The organism is Burkholderia sp. SIMBA_051 (assembly GCF_046534915.1).
GTDB lineage: Bacteria > Pseudomonadota > Gammaproteobacteria > Burkholderiales > Burkholderiaceae > Burkholderia > Burkholderia ambifaria.
This window is the reverse complement of record NZ_JAWRXS010000011.1, coordinates 234828-252495: the sequence shown is the minus strand read 5'-3', so window position 1 is coordinate 252495 and position 17668 is coordinate 234828. Positions and strand designations below refer to the sequence as shown.

The following is a 17668-nucleotide window of genomic DNA, read 5'->3' as shown; positions in this document are numbered from 1 at the left end:
GACTTTCCGGTGCATTGCCAAAATCCGATAGCGTCGCGAGATTTGGCTTCATACCGTTCCCGCATCGGACCGGAAAGCGACGTGTCATTCACCCATGACGTCGCGTGCCGCCGACGAATTCCAGGGGCGGGCCGCAATGCCGGGCCCGGGCAGCGATGACGGTCCTGCCATGCAGGACATTCGTGACGGAGCGAACATGGACGCGAAAATCCAGCCTGACTCAGGCACCGACAGTGACGTAAGCCTTCTCCACAAGATGGGATATGCGCAGGAGCTGTCGAGACGCATGAGCGGCTTCTCGAACTTCGCCGTGTCGTTTTCGGTGATCTGCATTCTGTCGGGCGGCATCACGGCGTTTCAGCTCGCGTTTTCCGCCGCCGGCGGCGCATCGATCGGCCTCGGCTGGCCGCTCGGCTCGCTGTTCGCGCTGATCGTCGCAGTGTCGATGTCGCAGATCGCATCGGCGTTCCCCACCGCCGGCGGCCTCTATCACTGGGGCGCCATCCTCGGCGGGAAGAAATGGGGGTGGATGACGGCGTGGCTGAACCTGATCGGCCTGATCTTCGTGATCGCCGCGATCAATTTCGGCACCTACGATCCGTTCTTCAAGACGCTGATCGCCCCGATGTTCGGCGTCAGTTCGGACAGCCTGACGTGGTGGCACCAGACCGCGTTCATCGCGTTCATCACGCTGTCGCAGGCGATGCTGAACGCACGCGGCATCAAGATCGCGAGCAAGATCACCGACCTGTCCGGCTACCTGATCTTCGTCGTGACGATCGCGCTGGTCGTGTCGCTGCTGGTCTACTCGCCGGTCGCGTTCGACCTGCATCGGCTCGTTACCTTCACCAACTTCACGGGCGTCGACGGCGGCGCATGGCCGAAACAGACGCTGCCGCTCGCGTTCCTGTCCGGCCTGCTGCTGGTGACCTACACGATCACGGGCTTCGACGCGTCCGCGCACACGTCGGAAGAGACCCACAACGCGGCGAGGAACGTGCCGCGCGGCATCATCGGCTCGGTGTTCTGGTCCGCGGTGTTCGGCTACGTGATGGTGTGCACGTTCGTGCTGGTGATGCCGGACCTGACGGCCGCGATGAAACAGGGCACCGGCTTCTTCGAAGCGATCCTCGCGCCGATTCCGAAGGCCTTGCGCGTATGCCTCGAGCTCGCGATGTTCTTCATCAACTATGTGTGCGGGCTCGCCGCGATCATGTCGACGTCGCGCATGGTGTATGCGTTTGCGCGCGACGGCGGGCTGCCGGCGTCGAAACTGCTGCGCAGCGTGAATCACAACCATCGGACGCCCGGCCCCGCGATCTGGACGTGCGCCGTGCTCGCGATCGTCGTCACGCTGTACGGCGACGCGTTCTCGGTGTTGAGCGCGGGCAGCGCCGTGTTCCTGTTCATCTCGTATGCGATGCCGATCGGCTCCGGGATGCTCGCCGAAGGGCGCACGTGGACCGAAAAAGGCCCGTTCCAGCTCGGCATCTGGTCGAAGCCCTGCGCGTTGCTCGGGCTGGTGGGCGCCTGCGTGCTGGCTTACGTCGGCATCCAGCCGCCGAACGAGAAGGTGCTCTACGTGCTGGTTGCGTTCGTGGTCGTGCTGATGGTGATCTGGTACGGCTTCGGGGTGCGCAAGTCGTTCGCGGGGCCGCCGGTGCTCAAGGACACGCGCAACGACGCGCGCATTCGCGAACTCGAGGCGAACGTCGATGCGTCGGTGTGAAGCGATAGCGACTCGCACCTAGGCTCACAACGCAAAAATCCGGCTCGCACATACACGGCGAGCCGGATTTTTTTACATCGCTTCGGACCGGACGAGGTTCAACCGCCTGAGCAGTGGAACCCGCGACCGGGTGCCCGACTGCAGCGCGTCAGCCGTAGACCGGGAAACGCTGCGTCAACTCCGCGACAAGCCCGCGAACGCGCTCGATCGTCGCCGCATCTTCCGGCGCTTCCAGCACGTCGGCGATCAGGTTGCCGACCAGTTCCGCTTCCGCCGGGCCAAAGCCGCGCGTCGTCATCGCCGGCGAACCCAGGCGGATGCCGCTCGTCACGAACGGCTTTTCCGGATCGTTCGGGATCGCGTTCTTGTTCACCGTGATGTGCGCGGCACCCAGCGCCGCTTCCGCTGCCTTGCCCGTGATGTTCTTCGCGCGCAGGTCCACCAGCATCACGTGGCTTTCGGTGCGGCCCGACACGATCCGCAGCCCGCGCTTGACCAGCGTTTCAGCCAGCACGCGCGCGTTCTCGACCACCTTTTCCTGGTATGCCTTGAATTCCGGCGACAGCGCTTCCTTGAACGCCACGGCCTTCGCCGCGATCACGTGCATCAGCGGGCCGCCCTGGATGCCCGGGAAGATCGCCGAGTTGATCGGCTTCTCGTATTCCGACTTCATCAGGATCACGCCGCCGCGCGGGCCGCGCAGGCTCTTGTGCGTCGTCGTCGTCACGAAGTCGGCGTGCGGCACCGGGTTCGGATACACGCCCGCCGCGATCAGGCCCGCGTAGTGCGCCATGTCGACCATCAGGTACGCACCGACCGACTTCGCGATCTTCGCCAGGCGCTCGAAGTCGATCTTCAGCGCGAACGCCGATGCACCCGCGACGATCAGCTTCGGCTTGTGTTCCTGTGCGAGCTGCTCGGCGGCGTCATAGTCGATGTCTTCCTGCTCGTTCAGACCGTAGCTCACCACGTTGAACCACTTGCCCGACATGTTCACCGGCGAGCCGTGCGTCAGGTGACCACCGTGCGCGAGGCTCATGCCCATGATCGTGTCGCCCGGCTTGAGCATCGCGAAGAACACGCCCTGGTTCGCCTGCGAACCCGAGTTCGGCTGCACGTTCGCGGCTTCCGCGCCGAACAGCTGCTTCACACGGTCGATCGCCAGCTGCTCGACCACGTCGACGTATTCACAGCCGCCGTAGTAGCGCTTGCCCGGATAACCTTCCGCGTACTTGTTCGTGAGCTGCGAGCCCTGCGCGGCCATCACGGCCGGGCTCGTGTAGTTTTCCGACGCGATCAGCTCGATGTGGTCTTCCTGGCGGCGGTTCTCGTCCTGAATGGCAGTCCAGAGTTCGGGATCGACGTTGGCGACGGTGCTGGTAGTGCGATTGAACATGATGATTGATCAGAAGAGAGTGATGGATTGATCCTGGTATGCCGGACTTGCCCGGACCCGCGAAGCCGAGCGCCGGCGCGGCGCTCGATGACGTCGACAACCCTGCCGCGTCGCGAAGCCGGCTGAACGGTGACACGTCATTGCCATTCCAGCAGACGCCACGGCGTTCAGATAGAAGGATTGCGACATTCCGCTAGGACGCATCGCGCGACGCCAGGCCAAAAAAAATCGAAGGTCCGCATCGCTGCGGCACCTTCGACCGAACCTGCCGTTCCCGGAGAGGTCGCGCCAGCCCGTCGGCTTCTTGCTTATATGGGGGCCTAAACAGCGGAAAAACAGTTGTCGACGAACAGCTGGGTGCCGTTGACGAAGCTCGATTCGTCGGACGCAAGGAACAGCGCGGCCGCGGCCACTTCCGACGGCTCGCACAGCCGGCCTTGCTGCACCGCGATGGCCGCCTCGGTCGCGTCCACGCCCATCGCCTGCAGATCCTTCAGCTCGCGCATCCCGTGCGGCGTGCGGATGAAGCCCGGCGCCAGCGCGTTGCAGCGGATGCCGCGGTCGCGGTATTCGACGGCGATCGCCCGCGCGAACATCTGGCATGCGCCCTTGGTCGCGTCATACAGCACCTCGCCGGGCGTCGCGCAGACGGCCGAGATCGACGACGTACACACGATGCTGCCGCGCCCTTTTTCCAGCATCTGCGGCAGCACCGCCTTCGTCATCAGGAACATGCTCTTCACGTTCACGCCCATCAGCCAGTCCCATTCCGACTCCTCGATGTCGAGGAACGGTTTGACGATCAGCGTGCCCGCATGATTGAACAGGATGTCCGCGTTGCCGTACTGCGTGCGGGCCGCCTCGACGGCGTGCTGCACGTCCGGCTGCTTCGACACGTCGGCTTGCAGGCCGATCGCGTGCAGGCCGACATCGCGCAACCGGGACGCGAGCGTGTCGGCCGCGTCGCCGTCACGGTCGATGATCGCCACCTTCGCGCCCTGCGCGGCGAACAGCTCGGACGCGGCGGCGCCGCATCCGCCCGCGCCGCCGCTCACGATGGCGACCTTGCCGGCCAGGCGACCGTCAATCTTGGCATTCATGCGTCGTTCTCCAGTGTGATTCGTCAGAACCCCTCAGCTGAACAGGGTCCGAAGATGATCGTTGAGGAAACGGCCTTCCGGGTCCACGCTGCGGCGCAGTTCGCGGAACGCCTCGGCCTTCGGAAACCAGCGGTCCACGTCGTCGCGGTTCGTGAAGTGCAGCTTGCCCCAGTGCGGACGCGAGCCGTAGTCGCGCAGGATGTCGTCGACATCCTTCAGGAACGGCCAGTAGTCGACGCCGTTCGGACCGCCCGAGCACGAGATGGTCACGCTGTCCTGGTGATTGAACGGGCTGATCCATGCCGGATCGCCCTTCGTGAAGCGGTACTCGACCGGGAAGATGCAGTCCCGATGCTTCGTGAGGATCATGTCGCGCACGCGGCGCAACGCTTCCTTGCCGTGTTCGGCCGGCACCGCGTACTCGAGCTCGTGAAAGTTAGCGACGTAATGGATCGCGTAGACCTCCGAACTGTACGCGATCTTCTCGTGCTCGCCTTCGTGGTACGTGCGCGCGTCGGTCACGTCCATCACCTTCACTTCGCACACGTCGTAGTCCTTCTTCGAATTCGACACCGCGGTGGTGTCGGGCAGGCAGTACAGGTGGCGGCTTTCGGACGTCGGGCACCAGAAGAAACCGAAATGCCGGTGCGTCGCCGCGAGTTCGTCGTAACGTTCCATCAGCGCGTCGAAGTCCTCGCGCCACACGCGGTCGTGCAGCCAGAACGCGTCGGTCACCTGCAGCGTCAGCTCGGAGACCACGCCGAACATGCCGATATTCACCTGCGTCGCGTGCAGCAGGTCGAGGTCCTGCTTGTCGCTCACTTCCATGATCGAGCCGTCGGGGCGAATGATGCGCATCCCGACCACCTGCGACGACAGATTGCTCAGCGTCGTCCCGGTGCCGTGCGTGCCCGTCGCCAACGCACCGGCTATGGCCTGCGAATCGATGTCGCCCTGGTTGACGAGCGAGAAGCCGATTTGCTTCAGATGCTGCGTGACCGCGTTGATCCGCGTGCCGGCCTTCACCGTCACGCGCTTCTGCCGCTCGTCGACCGCGACGATGCCGTGGTAGTCCTTCAGCGACAGCAGCAGGCCGCTCGTCGCGACGATGGGCGTGAACGAATGCCCCGATCCCGCGCAGCGGACGTTCTTGCCCCGGCTCGTCGCGGCATGCACCAGCTCGGCAATCTCCGCCTCGCTGGTGGGCGCCGCCATGTGCGCGGCGACGCACGATTGATTGCCGACCCAGTTCCGCCAGAATCCGCCACGTGGAAGCTCCATCAACCTCTCTCCTGAAGTGCGCGGGCCGGCAACGAAGCGGGAGACTCCCGGTGCCGGCGCGATGCGTCGTGTTCGTGCCAACGATATTTCGCCGGCTGGCTTTGCACTATCGGATTTCGGCAAACGAGGGTTTTCTCCGGGGTTTTTTGACGGGCGCGTGCAGCGACTACAATGAATCGATCCGCCCGCTCCCCTCCCGACTCCGATGACGCCGTCTGCCGATCCGAGCGATTTCTCCGGCGCGCCGCCGCTCGCGCGGAGGGTGACGTTCTGCGCGTTCACCGACGTGGAGGAGCAGGCGCGGATCTTCGACGGCTGGCACCTCAACTACACGCAGATCTCGGGCGGCCGGTTTCATGGCTCGTCGTCCATCGTGTCGCTCGGCGGCATCCGGCTGCTGGTCGAAGACCTCGACAAGGTGATCCTGCAACAGGGCGCGGTGCCGTCGGATCGCGTCGCCGTGGCCGTGCCGCTCGAGCTCGAAGGCCATGCGCGCATGTGCGGCGAAAAGAGCGGGCGCGACAGCCTGCACGTGTTCTCGAGCCAGCCCGTGTTCGAGTTCTATTCTCCGGACCGGCACGTGCTGGTGAACGTCGAAATCGCGCCCGACAAGCTGTCGACGCTGGCGCTGCGCACGTTCGCCGCGTCGCTGCGGGCCCGCACCTTCGCACCGCTGATCCCGATGACGGCCCAGGTCGCGGATCGCCTGCGTCACCTGCTGCGCCATGCGATGGCCGCGGCCGCGAAGAGCACGCCGGCCGACGACGTGACGACGCAGGATCGCATCGAGCTGCTCGAGCGGACCGTGCTGTATGCGATTTCCGAAGCGATGACGGTGCCCGCGCCGGACGCGGACGCGCTCGCGACGCGTTCGACGAAGTACTGGTCGCTCGTCAACGCGGCGCAGGCGCGGCTGCAGGATGCGTCGACGTGCCCGCTGTCGATCGCCGAGCTGTGCGTGCAGCTCGGCATCAGCCGGCGTACCGTGCAATACGCGTTCAACGACACGCTCAATCTGAATCCGATCGCCTACCTGCGCGCCGTCCGGCTCAATCACGTGCGGCGCGAGCTGCGGCTCGGCGGGCCCGTGACGTCGGCCGCGACGAAGTGGGGCTTCTGGCACCTGAGCAGTTTCGCGCAGGACTATCGCGCGATGTTCGGCGAGTTGCCGTCGGCGACGGCGAGGCGATACGCGCAGCGGGAAGCGTGAGCGTCGATCGTGCGAGGCGTGATGCTAGGCGCGTGCCGAACTTCCACGAAGAAGGCCGCGGCACGAACGTGCGCCGCGGCAGGTTGAACGCAGGCCGCCGCCGCGGTTGGGCAGCCGGCACCGAACCGGCACCGGCCGCCTTCCCACCCGGCGACCTCGCTACACCGTCACTCCTGCTGTTCCTGCTGCGCCTGCACCTGCCGCTGCTGGATGAACTGCCGCACATCGCTCATCGTCACGCGACCGGTGTGCTTCGCATCGATCTCGTCGAAGTGCTTCGCGACGAACCCGAGCCCGCTGCTCTGCGCCTGCGCTTTCGTCACCGCCGCGCCGTTGCCCAGCACCGTGTTGCCGCCGAGCCTGGCATCGACGCGCTTCTGCGCCTGCTGCTGCAGCGTCGCGCCGGTCGACGGCAATACCGGCACCGCGCGGGTCGACGGAAAGAACGGACCGTCGACGCCGTGGCCGCCGTGCGGCAGCTTCACCGGCGCCACCGCCTGCGGCGGCAGCGCATAGGCGGCGCTCATCACCGCACCGAGGACGATCAACGAACACATACGTCGCATCAAGTTGATTGGAGACATGATCACTCGCATTCAATGGATGAATAGAGGGTTCCTTTTCGCAAGGAGTCCGTCGTTTACGGTGCCGCCGCCAGCGAAGTCGAGGCCGTCGCGCCCGGCGTGCTGCCGGTCGGCGTGCCGGCCGGATTCTCGTCCGGCCACGGCGGCGGCAGGGTCTTCAGCGTCAGCGCCGTCGGAATCCGCGCGCCCTTGTAGAAGGTCGCCAGGTCGCGCTTCATCTGCGGACGTGCGACGTCATCCAGATACGTCATGTGCCCGCCCTGGAAGAAATTCACCTGCAGCTTCGGATTCAGGCCTTTCACCGTCTGCAGACGGGCGAGCTGCTTCTCCGTGTTGAAGAACGGCGTGGCCAGATCGTGGAGGCCGTTCTCCGCGAGCACGTGGAGCTTCGGATTGAGCTGCAGCGCGCCGAGCAGATCGGGGATCGTGTCGGGCATCGGCTGGCCGTCATGCGAGAAGTCCCACACCTGGATGATGTTGTCGTTCAACGGCAGGTAGGTCGCGTTCGGCGCGGTGTAGCCGAGGTAGTCGGGCATCTGCGTCGCGAGCGCGTTCGTGAACGGCTGCGAGATCAGGATGTCCGACGGGTCGCCGTCCGCCTGCAGCCGCGGATCGCTGTTCGGCAACGACACGCGTCCGTCGTAGCGGCCGATCGTCGTGCCGGGCACCAGGTTCGTGCCGAACGGGTTCGCGTTGAAGTAGTCGCGCAGCGCCTGTTGCGTGAGGCTCGACGGGATCGACCACAGCTTCAGCGTCGCATCGCTCGGGAACACCGGCGTGCCGAGCGCATCCGGAATGCCGAGCTGGCTCAGCACCCACGACTGCGAATACTTCTGCAGCTGGTTGTAGATCAGCGTCGTGAACAGTTCGGTCTGCACTGCATACAGGAATGGGTTGACCGGCGCCCGCGACACCTGGTTGAAGTACGCGGCGACCGCCGCATAGCCGGGCAGATAGCCGGCCACGGTATCGGTGTCGAGCAGCAGCCCTTCGGTCGACTGCGTGATCGCCACCGCCTCCACCGCATCCGCGAAGTAGTTCAGGATCGCCGACTGCAGCACGATACCCGTCAGGTGCACGCCGGCCGATTCGAGCGCCAGCGCGAGCATGTCGGTGCGCGGCGTGCCGTACGATTCGCCGTACAGGTAGATCGGCGACGTGCCGCGGCCGTTCACGTTCAGGTAGCGCTGGATGAAGTCGCGCATGACGTTGACGTCCGCGTCGGAGCCCCAGTACTTCTGGTTGGTGTTCGGCAACACGGCTTCCGACAGCCCGGTTCCCGGCGGGTCGATGAACACGAGATCGGTGGTGTCGATCAGGCTTTCCGCGTTGTCGACGAGCGGATAGTTCGGCCAGTTGTTGCCGAACAGCGGATCGGGCGTCGCGACGCGCGTCGGCGCGAACGAGCCGAGCCGCAGCCAGATCGACGACGAGCCGGGGCCGCCGTTATAGACGAACGTGACGGGACGCGGCTTGCCGTTCGTGCTCGGCGCGGTGTACGCGACATACGACATCGACGCCTCCGCGTTGCCGTTCGCGTCCTGCGCGGTCAGGTGGCCGGTGGTCGTCGTGTAGTTGACCGTCGTGCCGCCGGATTTCCACTGGTAATGCATCACCGCCGCCTTCTCCGACACCTGCCCGGGCGCGAGGCCGTCGGTCGCGTTCATCGAATAGGCAACGGGGTCGACGTAAGGCTGGTTCGCCGCGGGCGTCTGATTGCCCGCGGCCTGCTGCGCGCCGGCCTGCTGGCTGGCGACGGCCTGCGCGAGGCTCGACGCGCCGACCGACGACGAATCGTCGCCGCCGCAGCTCGCGAGCACCATGGTCAAGACGGTCAATGCGCCTAGCCCGGCCAGCCGGCCGCGGCGTTCGCGGCGGCTGCCGGTACTGCTCCTGTCTGGTTGCATGCCTCTGTCCTTGTGGGTCGAATATCGCTTCACACACAGGCCGCCATCGCCGGCGAAAACGCGCAGGCATACCCGCCACTCGCGTTGCACGATCGGCAGACGGCGGTTGGGGATTGGACTTCTTCGAGAGACTGAACTTGATACAGACACAGCAAACTGCTGGCGGAGAATGATGCGGGAACGCCGCCCCCTTGCAGTTTTGACGACTTTTGTATTACCGAAATTTACGACAGAACAAAAATAGGCGGTGTTGCGCCGCGTTGTCAAAGATCATTCCGATATTAAAAAATCTTCAATGATGCGAACGGAGATCAGTGTCTGGATTTTGAAAGAAAATGCGATTGTTCGCATCCGACACGCCATACGAGTCGTTTTCCCCGGAATGCCGCGGCTTTGTCGCATGTCGCACAACCCTTTGTCGAACATTGGCCGCGCGCATGGGATTCCTTCAAATCGACAGGGTTATTCTTTCATTTTAATTACCCGAAGCCGACTGACGCGAATTACTGAATAAAACCCGGCTCTATCCACGAAATACCGATTCCGACGATTTTCAGGATACGCGGCGGAATTATTTACCCGATATCGGAATAAAGCCGCACGGTTGCTGTAATACGCGGGTTATTCACAAGGAAGAAGCAATCATTCGCCCCGCGCATTGCGGATTGCATTGCGGCAATCGCGAATCGGGCACGTGATGCGTGGTGAACGGAGCGGCCGCGCGAGCGAGCGGCGACACTCCCGCTCACGCTCACGCGACGACGTGCGGCAGCGCCGCACGCCATCATCCAAACGCTCGAGCGGCGATCAGCGCCCGCCGCCCGGCAGCGCGATATCGATCAGCACCGGATCGTGATCCGACGAGCGATACGCATCCGGCGCGTAGTACGTCTTCTGCTGCTCGGCCGACTTGTACGCGAGCGTGTACTGCAGCGCGAGCGGCTCATCCGCGTTGATGTGCCATTCGTGCACGGCCTTCACGTGCGACGCGAGCGGCAACGATGCGAGCGCGTGATCGAGGTAGCCGGCTTCGCCGTTGTACACGTAGCTGTACGCATTGGCGCCGATCCAGCGCGACACGAGGTTGCGGTAGCCGCGCGCTTCAAGCAGGCGGATCGGGTCTTCATACGTGTAGCTGTTGAAGTCGCCGATCAGCAGCGTGCCCTGCCCCGCGACGCCCGTCGGCGTGCCGGCGAGCCAGTCGGCCAGCTTCGCCGCCGCGCGCGTGCGCGTCGGGTTCCAGCAGCCCTGGCCGTCGCCCTGGTCGAGGTCGTCGTTCGCCGCGTCCGGGCAGTTCTTCGACTTCAGGTGGTTGACCGCGATCGTCAGCGCCTGCTTGTTGCCGCCGACGCGGCGGAACGACTGCGCGAGCGGCTGGCGGTTCTTGTCGTCGATCGCGAGCGTCGACGCGCGGCCGACCGGTTCGACCGTGCGGCTGTCGTAGATCATCGCGACCGTGATCGCGTCGCCGCCGAGGCGCGACGTGCCCGGATCGACCACGCGCCAGTTGCTGCCGAGCTTCGCCGCGAGCTGGCGCACCGCGCTCAGTTCGCCGTAGCCGTTGTTCTGGATTTCCATCAGGCCGATCACGTCGGCGTCGAGTGCCTTCAGCGCGCTGACGATCTTCGCTTCCTGACGCTGGAATTCCTGGAAGCTCTTCGCGCCGCGGTTGTTCGGATCGTCGAAGCCGCCGCCCATGCCGTTACCGTTGAAGTAGTTGAGGACGTTGAACGACGCGACGCGCAGGTTCGATTTCGGATCGCGTGCCGGTGCGTTGGTGCGCGGGTTCGCGCGCGTGTCGAACGTCGGCGCGGCCGCGCCGGGCAGCGGCTGCACGCGCCATGCGCCGTAGCGCACCTCGAGCACGCCTTCGACGTTGCGCACGGTGTAGCCGGAGCGCAGCGTGTTCGCGGCCGACAGTTCCGGCGCCGGATACGGCACGCTCGCCGGGTTCTGCTTGTTCGAGCCGTCGTCGAGAATCAGCCGGTTGCGTGCGTTCGCATCGATCTGCGTCTGCGCCTGCGACGGCGGCACCACGCTCGTCGGCGTGCGCAGCCGGCCGTTGCTCAGCATCGTGCTGCCGTAGCGGCCGAGCTCGTAGTTGTCGGTGACGGTGAGCGTCTGCGGCAGGCGCACCAGCATCCCTTCATACGCGGCGAACGCGTTCGGGCTGTCGACGGGCAGCGTGAGCGTCGCCGGCGTGACCGTCTGGCCGTTCGCGCACACCGCGATCGCACCCGACAGCGTGAGCTGCGTCTGCCCGTATTTCTCCTCGACCTTGCCCGTCACGTGCACGAGATCGCCGGCCTTCGCGCGCACTTTCGGCGCATAGACGAACAGCCCTTCGGACACGCCCGGCTGGTTGCGGCGCTGCGGGTCGGCCTGCTGGACGAAGAAGCCGCCGAAGCCGTCCGTGCCGCCGAAATCGGCCGTGACGACCGCTTCGATCGACGCGTTCTGGCCGGCGAGCGGCGATGGCGCGCCCGGCCCCTGGATGTCGGCGATCGGCGTCGTGCTGCCGCCGCAGTTCGGGCTGACGGGGGCGGCGGTCGCCGCGAGGACCGGCGCGGCAAGCGTGGGCAGCAGCAATAGCGGGGCAAACAGGCGGATTGTCGAGCGCATGACGGGGAATCCCGGTTGTGAGGGTGGCGAAAGCTTAGCGGCGCTCGGTGACAGTTTTTAGTAACCGGAAGACAGGCATATGTAATTCCCGGTATCGCTGCGCCACCGCGATCCGCCGCGCGCTCACGCTCGAAAAGCGGGAAATCGTCCGACAACCACCGGCCCCGTTCCGACGATTTCCCGCTGCCGGCGTCACCCCTCACCCCGCCGCGACGCTAGACCGTCCCCGGCAACGCGCTCGACACGAGCACGGCCGCCACCATCAGCACGCCGGCGAGCACGACCGCCTCGATCCGCAGCACCGCGCCGAACCCGCGCAACGCGACGACCGGCATCGCGGCCTGCGAATCCTTCAGCGCGGCCAACAGCTTCGGCATCCCGAAGAACCGGTTGTGTCCGCCGAGCGCCGCCGCGATCAGCACGAGCGCGAGCTTGAGCAGCAGGATCTGCCCGTACGTCGATGCGAGCAGGTTGTCCGTCGTATCGACGCCGCGCCATCCGTTGTATGCACCGGTCGCGAACAGGACGGCCAGGGCAACCGTCGACGCATCGGAGAGCGACTGCACGAACGACGCGCCGGTCGTGCGCTCGCTCGCGGGCATCCCGGCCAATCGCGGCATCACGCCGAACGCCGTCACGAGCACGAGCCCGACCCACGCGCTGATCGCCAGCAGATGCAGCCAGTCGACCCACACCGGCACGCTGAACAGCCCCGCGTCGACCGGATGGCCGCCGTTGCTGCGTGCCAGCGCGACGCATGCGAGCGCGGCCCAGATCGCGAACGGAAAGCGCGTATCGGTCACGCGCCGAACGAACGACAGGATCACGACCGCGAGCATGAACACGGCGCCGGCCAGCCACGCATGACCGAACCCCGTGCCGGCGAGCATCGCGCGCACGGACGGCCACGCGTCGAGCAGCGGCACTTCGCTCATCAACGCGCAGTGCGCCCAGAACGCCGTGATGCTCGCGAGCAGCGACACGACGGACGCACCGCGCAGCGTCGCGAGGAGCCGCCGCGCGATGCCGTGCTGCCACGCCGACTCGCCCCGCGCGAGCCAGCGGCTGCCGAGCAGCGTGCCGATAACGACGGCAAAGCCGGCGTTCTGGATCGCCACGGCCGCCAGCCGCAGCATGCCGACGAAGCCTTCGTTCACCCTTTCACCTTGAACGTATAGGTGCCTTTGGTGCGATGCGCGTCGGCCGTCATCGCCACCCATTGCACCGTGTACGCACCCGGCGCGAGCTTCGGCATCGCGACGGTCATCACGCGCGGCGTCGCCGGATCGACCTTCGCGCTGTCGTGCGCGACGGGCTTGCCGTTCGCGTCCGACACCTTCACCGAACTGAAGGTGGGCTCCAGGTCTTCGTTGAACGCGAGCCGCAGCGTGTCGGGTGCGGTGTCGACCGTGCTGCCGGTCGCGGGCGTCGCGCTCTCCAGCTTGCCGTGCGCCCAGGCCGCAACCGGCGCGGCGGCGATCAGCGCGCCGGCCGCGACGAAGCGGACGCCGCGAACGAACCGCGTGAGCATCGTGATCTTCGTGTGCATGTTCCGCCCCGGCATCACGGCTTGCGCAGTTCGACGACGGTCAACGCGCCGTCCACGTCCTCGGCGACGAAATCGATCTTGTCGCCGGCCTTGACCTGCGTGAGCATCGCCGGGTCCTTGACCTTGAACACCATCGTCATCGCGTCCATCCCGAGGTTCTCGAGCGGGCCGTGCTTGATCGTCAGCTTGCCCGCGGCCGTGTCGACCTTGCGGATCTCGCCATGCGACATCTTGCGCGTCGCGTCGGCGCCCTGCTTCGCGTTGCCGCCCATGTCCATGCCGGCCATGTCGCCGGCCGCGTACGCCGCCGTGGAAAATGCCAGCACGCAACCCGTTGCAATCGAAACCAGTCCTTTCTTCATCATTGCCTGCTCCATCCAGAGTGAGTGAAATGAAACCGGCGGCCGCACCGTGCGGCCACCGCTTGCCGCTGTTGGCCGCCGCTCAGCCGTCCGGCAATTCGCCGGTGTATTCGTAGGCGACGGTGCCCTTCGGATGCCGGAACCAGCCCGGATCGCGATAGTCATTGCGGCCGAGCCCCTGCCGGACCTTCAGCACCGTGAACATGCCGCCCATCTCCAGCGGCCCGAACGGGCCGGTGCCCGTCATCATCGGCAGCGTGTTGTCGGGCAGCGGCATCTCCATGCCGCCCATCGCGCCGCCGGTGCTGCCCATCGCCATGTAGTCGGGCACGAGCTTGCCGATGCGCTGCGCGAGATCCTTCTGCGGCACGCCGATCAGGTTCGGCACCTGATGGCCCATCGCATTCATCGTGTGATGCGACTTGTGGCAATGGAACGCCCAGTCGCCGGGGCGATCGGCGGTGAACTCGATCGCGCGCATCTGGCCGACCGCGACGTCGGCCGTCACCTCGGGCCAGCGCGCCGCCGGCGGAATCCAGCCGCCGTCGGTGCCAGCGACCTCGAAGCTGTAGCCGTGCAGATGGATCGGATGGTTCGTCATCGTCAGGTTTCCGAAACGAATCCGCACGCGGTCGCCCGCCCGCACCGGCAGCGGGTCGATGCCCGGGAACACGCGCGAATTGAACGTCCACATGTTGAAGTCCGTCATCTCGTTCACGCGCGGCGTGTAGCTGCCCGGGTCGATGTCGTACGCGGAGAGCAGGAACACGAAGTCGCGATCGACCGGCATCGTCGCGCGGTCCTTCGGGTGCACGATGAACATGCCCATCATCCCCATCGCCATCTGCACCATCTCGTCGGCGTGCGGGTGATACATGAACGTGCCGTGCGCCTCCAGCTGGAACTCGTAGACGAAGGTCTTGCCCGGCGGGATATGCGGCTGCGTGAGGCCGCCGACGCCGTCCATCCCGTTGGGCAGCCGCAGCCCGTGCCAGTGGATCGTCGTGTGCTCCGGCAGGCGGTTGGTCACGAAGATGCGGACCTTGTCGCCCTCGACGGCCTCGATCGTCGGGCCCGGCGACTGGCCGTTGTAGCCCCACAGGTTCGCGTTCATTCCGGGCGCCATCTCGCGCACGACCGGCTCGGCCGTCAGGTGGAACTCCTTCCAGCCGTTCTTCATCCGCCACGGCAGCGTCCAGCCATTCAGCGTCGCGACGGGCGTGTACGGACGGCCGTTGGGCGGCACGAGCGGCGGCTGAGTGCCGGCCTTCGCCATCGTGGGCGCTTCGGGCAGCGACGCGGCGCCGGCCTTGCTGACCATCGCCGCACCGAGCAGCGCGGCGCCCGAGCCGCTGAGAAATTGTCGACGGGACACCATGTCAATGACCTTCCGGATGCGTTGCGGGCGCCGGTTGCGCCACGGGAGAGGGAGCCGGCTGCTGTGCAGCGTCGGGCGTGGAGGCGGCGGGCGCGGCGGTGCGTGGCGCCAGTTGCGGCGCCGGTTGCGAGATCGGCTGCGAGGTCGGCTGCGACGTTGGCTGCGGCGCAGGCTGCGAAGTCGGCAGCCGGCCGCCGACGGCCATCTGCAGATCGGTTTCGGCGAGCCAGTAGTCCTTCAGCGCATCGATGTAGCCGTTGACCGCGCCGACCTGTTCGCGTGCATCGGTGAGCAGCTCGAACACGCTCGCGAGCATCCCGTTGTAGCGCAGCAGCAACTCGTCCGAGATCGTCTTGCGCAGCGGCACGACTTCGTCGCGATAGTGCGTCGCGACGTCGTAGCTTGTCGTGTACGCCGCGTACGATTGGCGCACTTCCGAGCGGGCGTCGATCGCGGTCTGCGCGAGCCGGTTCGCCGACTGCATGTAGACGGCCTCGGCCCGCGCGACCTTCGCGCCACCCCAGTCGAACAGCGGAATCTCGACGCTGATCTCGTAGCCGTGCTCGTGCCCCTTGTCGGTCTCGTAGTTGTTCACGTAGCCGAGATCGACCGCGTTGACGAAGCGCGTCGCCTTGCTGAGTCCGAGCGACGACGCGACACCCTGCGTCTGCAGCTTCGCGGCCTGGATGTCGAGACGGTTGCTCATCGCGTAGCGTTCGAGATCGGGCAGGTCCGGACGCGACTTCGGCAGGTCGGGCAGACGCTCGGGCAGCGCGTAGCGCGTGCGCTCGCCCCACAGCCCCATCGCCCGCGTGAGCTTCTCGCGTGCGGCCACGGCCTGCTGCTGCGCCTTCGCCTGCTGGGCGACCGCGTCCGCATGGAACGCCTGTTCGCGTGCGTAGTCGAGCCGGCTGAAGTTGCCGGCCTGGCGCATGCGCAGCGCGAGTTCGGCGGCGGCGCTCGCGGCGTCGCGCACCTGCCGCGCATAGTTCGCGGCCTGTTCGGCGGCCACGGCCTCGACATACGCGCGGCGCGCGTCGGCCGCGACCTTCAGCATCGCGTCGGCCGTCTCGAGCTTGGTCTGCTCGAAGCGGCGGCGTTCGATGTTCGTCGCGAGCGGCAGGGTCAGCAGCGCGAATACGTTGGCCGAGAACGTGCGCCCGAGGCTCAGCTCGCCGTCGCCGGCCCGCGTGCGGCTGAACGAGAAGCGCGGGTTCGGCAGCCGGCCGGCCTGCACGAGATCGGCCTCCGACAGCCCGAGCGCCGCGTACGACGCTTGCAGGCCGCGGTTGTTCAGCAGCGCGAGCTGCACCGCGTCGTCCATCGACAGCGGTTTCGCGAGCAGTTCCTTCGTGCGCGCGTCGACGGCGTCGCGGTCGGCGTCGGTCCTGACGATCACGGCGTCTTTCCCGATCCGCTCCGATGCGGCGGACGACACGGCGTCGAAGCCGCCGTCCTTCGAGAACGTCGTACAGCCGGCGAGGAAGGCCAGCACGAGCGCGGTCGCGCCGATTCGCGGTGACATCGCAAGTCTCGTCATTGCGCGGCCTCTCCGTGCATCGAATGGGCCGCTCCGCCCGCCGTGTTTTCGGGCTTCGCGCTTCCGGACTTCGCGTGCCCCTTCGCGGGCCGCTCCATCACGTCGCGGTTCAGTTGTTTCCAGCCCGGGCCTGCATCGTCCCGATACCGCACGTAGCCGTCGAACGCGGATGGCACGGCGACGTCCGACACAGGCGCTGCGGCATCGGCCGGATCGGGACGCGGAGTTTGCGCAGGCGCGAGCGACGGCACGAGGGCCGCCGCGCCAAGCAGCGCCGCAATGATCAATCGCATGGGTGTTTCTCGTCGTGTGTCGTGCGACGGGCATCGAATGACCGCCGGCACGGTTTGCGGATCGCGGCCGGTCGGCCGCGGAAGAGGGCAAGGACTAGACGGGAAGCCGGCGCGGCGGCCGCTCGATGCCGCCGGTCAGGAACGACACGACGACCGGCGACGGCGCGAAAGCGACGAACGCGATACCGATACCCGACGCCACGGACGCCGCGGGTGGATCGGCCATGCCGGTGCCGAAGCAGCAGGCCCCGCACGACGAACACGACGATGCATGTCGTGCGTGGTCGTCGTGCGCATGCTCGCCACCCTGCGCGCTCTGCATCGCAAGCGACGCGGCCGGATGATCGGCGCTCGCTTCATGCTCCCCATGCGGCACGGCAGCGGCAGCGCCCGCGCACTGCATCGACACGGTCGCGAACGACTGGATCGGCAGGCTCAGCGCCAGCAGCACGACGAGGATGAATTTGCGCCAGTACGACATGGATGCGGAATCAGGCAGGCTACGACCGGATGAACGGGAGCGACACCGCGACGGCGCGCTCCGGACACAAGACCACCGCAGCTTATCGCCGCCGTCGTGACGACGACATGGCCGAAACATGACCGGTTTTTCATGAAACGCGGGCGTCGCACGGCGAGCGCGCTTCATGACAATTCCGTCATCCGCCGGTCATCTTTCGCGCACGCGCGGCGCCCTAAGCTCACGCGTTACACTGA

15 protein-coding genes are annotated in these 17668 nt (G+C 66.4%); 2 read left to right on the top strand and 13 right to left on the bottom strand.

All coding sequences use genetic code 11. The annotated features are described in order from the left end of the window. Positions 1–196 precede the first annotated feature (196 nt). Entirely contained in the window at positions 197–1729 is a 1533-nt protein-coding gene (locus SB771_RS26215) for an amino acid permease (RefSeq protein WP_175662705.1), read from the top strand. 148 nt (positions 1730–1877) lie between these two features. Here SB771_RS26215 and glyA read toward each other — a convergent pair whose 3' ends face one another. The 3 genes from glyA to SB771_RS26200 form a co-directional block, all read right to left on the bottom strand. Next, positions 1878–3125: a serine hydroxymethyltransferase gene (glyA, locus tag SB771_RS26210; protein ID WP_410721217.1), complete on the bottom strand. Its 1248-nt coding sequence runs from the start codon at positions 3123–3125 to the stop codon at positions 1878–1880. Between the two features lie 320 nt (positions 3126–3445). After that, positions 3446–4225: an SDR family NAD(P)-dependent oxidoreductase gene (locus tag SB771_RS26205; protein ID WP_175659781.1), complete on the bottom strand. Its 780-nt coding sequence runs from the start codon at positions 4223–4225 to the stop codon at positions 3446–3448. Between the two features lie 33 nt (positions 4226–4258). Beyond that, complete coding sequence (locus SB771_RS26200; protein WP_175659782.1) at positions 4259–5506, bottom strand: D-arabinono-1,4-lactone oxidase; 1248 nt, start codon at positions 5504–5506, stop codon at positions 4259–4261. Positions 5507–5711: 205 nt separating this feature from the next. Here SB771_RS26200 and SB771_RS26195 point away from each other — a divergent pair, with 205 nt between their 5' ends. Next, positions 5712–6716 (top strand): helix-turn-helix domain-containing protein, encoded by a 1005-nt coding sequence (locus SB771_RS26195; RefSeq protein WP_175705223.1) that lies wholly within the window; start codon positions 5712–5714, stop codon positions 6714–6716. A gap of 167 nt (positions 6717–6883) precedes the next feature. On the opposite strand, the gene SB771_RS26190 is transcribed toward SB771_RS26195, so the two are convergent. From SB771_RS26190 to SB771_RS26145, 10 genes are all read right to left on the bottom strand, one after another. Continuing rightward, entirely contained in the window at positions 6884–7312 is a 429-nt protein-coding gene (locus tag SB771_RS26190; protein WP_175659784.1) for a 2-oxoglutarate dehydrogenase, read from the bottom strand. Between the two features lie 44 nt (positions 7313–7356). Beyond that, the gene (locus SB771_RS26185; protein ID WP_175659785.1) at positions 7357–9207 is read right to left on the bottom strand and encodes a S10 family serine carboxypeptidase-like protein; all 1851 of its coding nucleotides are present in this window, start codon (positions 9205–9207) and stop codon (positions 7357–7359) included. A gap of 807 nt (positions 9208–10014) precedes the next feature. Beyond that, positions 10015–11829: an ExeM/NucH family extracellular endonuclease gene (locus tag SB771_RS26180; protein WP_175659786.1), complete on the bottom strand. Its 1815-nt coding sequence runs from the start codon at positions 11827–11829 to the stop codon at positions 10015–10017. Between the two features lie 215 nt (positions 11830–12044). Then, the gene (locus SB771_RS26175; protein WP_175659787.1) at positions 12045–12986 is read right to left on the bottom strand and encodes a CopD family protein; all 942 of its coding nucleotides are present in this window, start codon (positions 12984–12986) and stop codon (positions 12045–12047) included. Next, positions 12983–13378, bottom strand: coding sequence for a copper homeostasis periplasmic binding protein CopC (gene copC, locus SB771_RS26170; protein ID WP_011660121.1), 396 nt, complete (start codon positions 13376–13378; stop codon positions 12983–12985). Before copC ends, SB771_RS26175 begins: the two co-directional genes overlap by 4 nt. A 14-nt stretch (positions 13379–13392) precedes the next feature. Next, positions 13393–13740 (bottom strand): copper-binding protein, encoded by a 348-nt coding sequence (locus tag SB771_RS26165; protein ID WP_175660136.1) that lies wholly within the window; start codon positions 13738–13740, stop codon positions 13393–13395. Between the two features lie 82 nt (positions 13741–13822). After that, positions 13823–15118, bottom strand: a complete 1296-nt coding sequence (locus SB771_RS26160) for a multicopper oxidase family protein (protein ID WP_175659788.1) — start codon at positions 15116–15118, stop codon at positions 13823–13825. Position 15119: 1 nt separating this feature from the next. Further along, positions 15120–16658 (bottom strand): TolC family protein, encoded by a 1539-nt coding sequence (locus SB771_RS26155; RefSeq protein WP_175659789.1) that lies wholly within the window; start codon positions 16656–16658, stop codon positions 15120–15122. Beyond that, positions 16655–16951, bottom strand: coding sequence for a hypothetical protein (locus SB771_RS26150; protein ID WP_175659790.1), 297 nt, complete (start codon positions 16949–16951; stop codon positions 16655–16657). The genes SB771_RS26155 and SB771_RS26150 overlap by 4 nt, the downstream gene beginning before the upstream one ends. A gap of 94 nt (positions 16952–17045) precedes the next feature. Then, entirely contained in the window at positions 17046–17432 is a 387-nt protein-coding gene (locus SB771_RS26145; protein WP_175659791.1) for a hypothetical protein, read from the bottom strand. Positions 17433–17668: the final 236 nt, after the last annotated feature.

Excerpts from the sequence above, each read along its gene's own strand:
- SB771_RS26215 (WP_175662705.1), top strand. The coding sequence starts at position 197 with ATGGACGCGAAAATCCAGCCTGACTCAGGCACCGACAGTGACGTAAGC.
- glyA (WP_410721217.1), bottom strand. The coding sequence starts at position 3,125 with ATGTTCAATCGCACTACCAGCACCGTCGCCAACGTCGATCCCGAACTC.
- SB771_RS26205 (WP_175659781.1), bottom strand. The coding sequence starts at position 4,225 with ATGAATGCCAAGATTGACGGTCGCCTGGCCGGCAAGGTCGCCATCGTG.
- SB771_RS26200 (WP_175659782.1), bottom strand. The coding sequence starts at position 5,506 with ATGGAGCTTCCACGTGGCGGATTCTGGCGGAACTGGGTCGGCAATCAA.
- SB771_RS26195 (WP_175705223.1), top strand. The coding sequence starts at position 5,712 with ATGACGCCGTCTGCCGATCCGAGCGATTTCTCCGGCGCGCCGCCGCTC.
- SB771_RS26190 (WP_175659784.1), bottom strand. The coding sequence starts at position 7,312 with ATGCGAGTGATCATGTCTCCAATCAACTTGATGCGACGTATGTGTTCG.
- SB771_RS26185 (WP_175659785.1), bottom strand. The coding sequence starts at position 9,207 with ATGCAACCAGACAGGAGCAGTACCGGCAGCCGCCGCGAACGCCGCGGC.
- SB771_RS26180 (WP_175659786.1), bottom strand. The coding sequence starts at position 11,829 with ATGCGCTCGACAATCCGCCTGTTTGCCCCGCTATTGCTGCTGCCCACG.
- copC (WP_011660121.1), bottom strand. The coding sequence starts at position 13,378 with ATGCACACGAAGATCACGATGCTCACGCGGTTCGTTCGCGGCGTCCGC.
- SB771_RS26165 (WP_175660136.1), bottom strand. The coding sequence starts at position 13,740 with ATGAAGAAAGGACTGGTTTCGATTGCAACGGGTTGCGTGCTGGCATTT.
- SB771_RS26160 (WP_175659788.1), bottom strand. The coding sequence starts at position 15,118 with ATGGTGTCCCGTCGACAATTTCTCAGCGGCTCGGGCGCCGCGCTGCTC.
- SB771_RS26155 (WP_175659789.1), bottom strand. The coding sequence starts at position 16,658 with ATGACGAGACTTGCGATGTCACCGCGAATCGGCGCGACCGCGCTCGTG.
- SB771_RS26150 (WP_175659790.1), bottom strand. The coding sequence starts at position 16,951 with ATGCGATTGATCATTGCGGCGCTGCTTGGCGCGGCGGCCCTCGTGCCG.
- SB771_RS26145 (WP_175659791.1), bottom strand. The coding sequence starts at position 17,432 with ATGTCGTACTGGCGCAAATTCATCCTCGTCGTGCTGCTGGCGCTGAGC.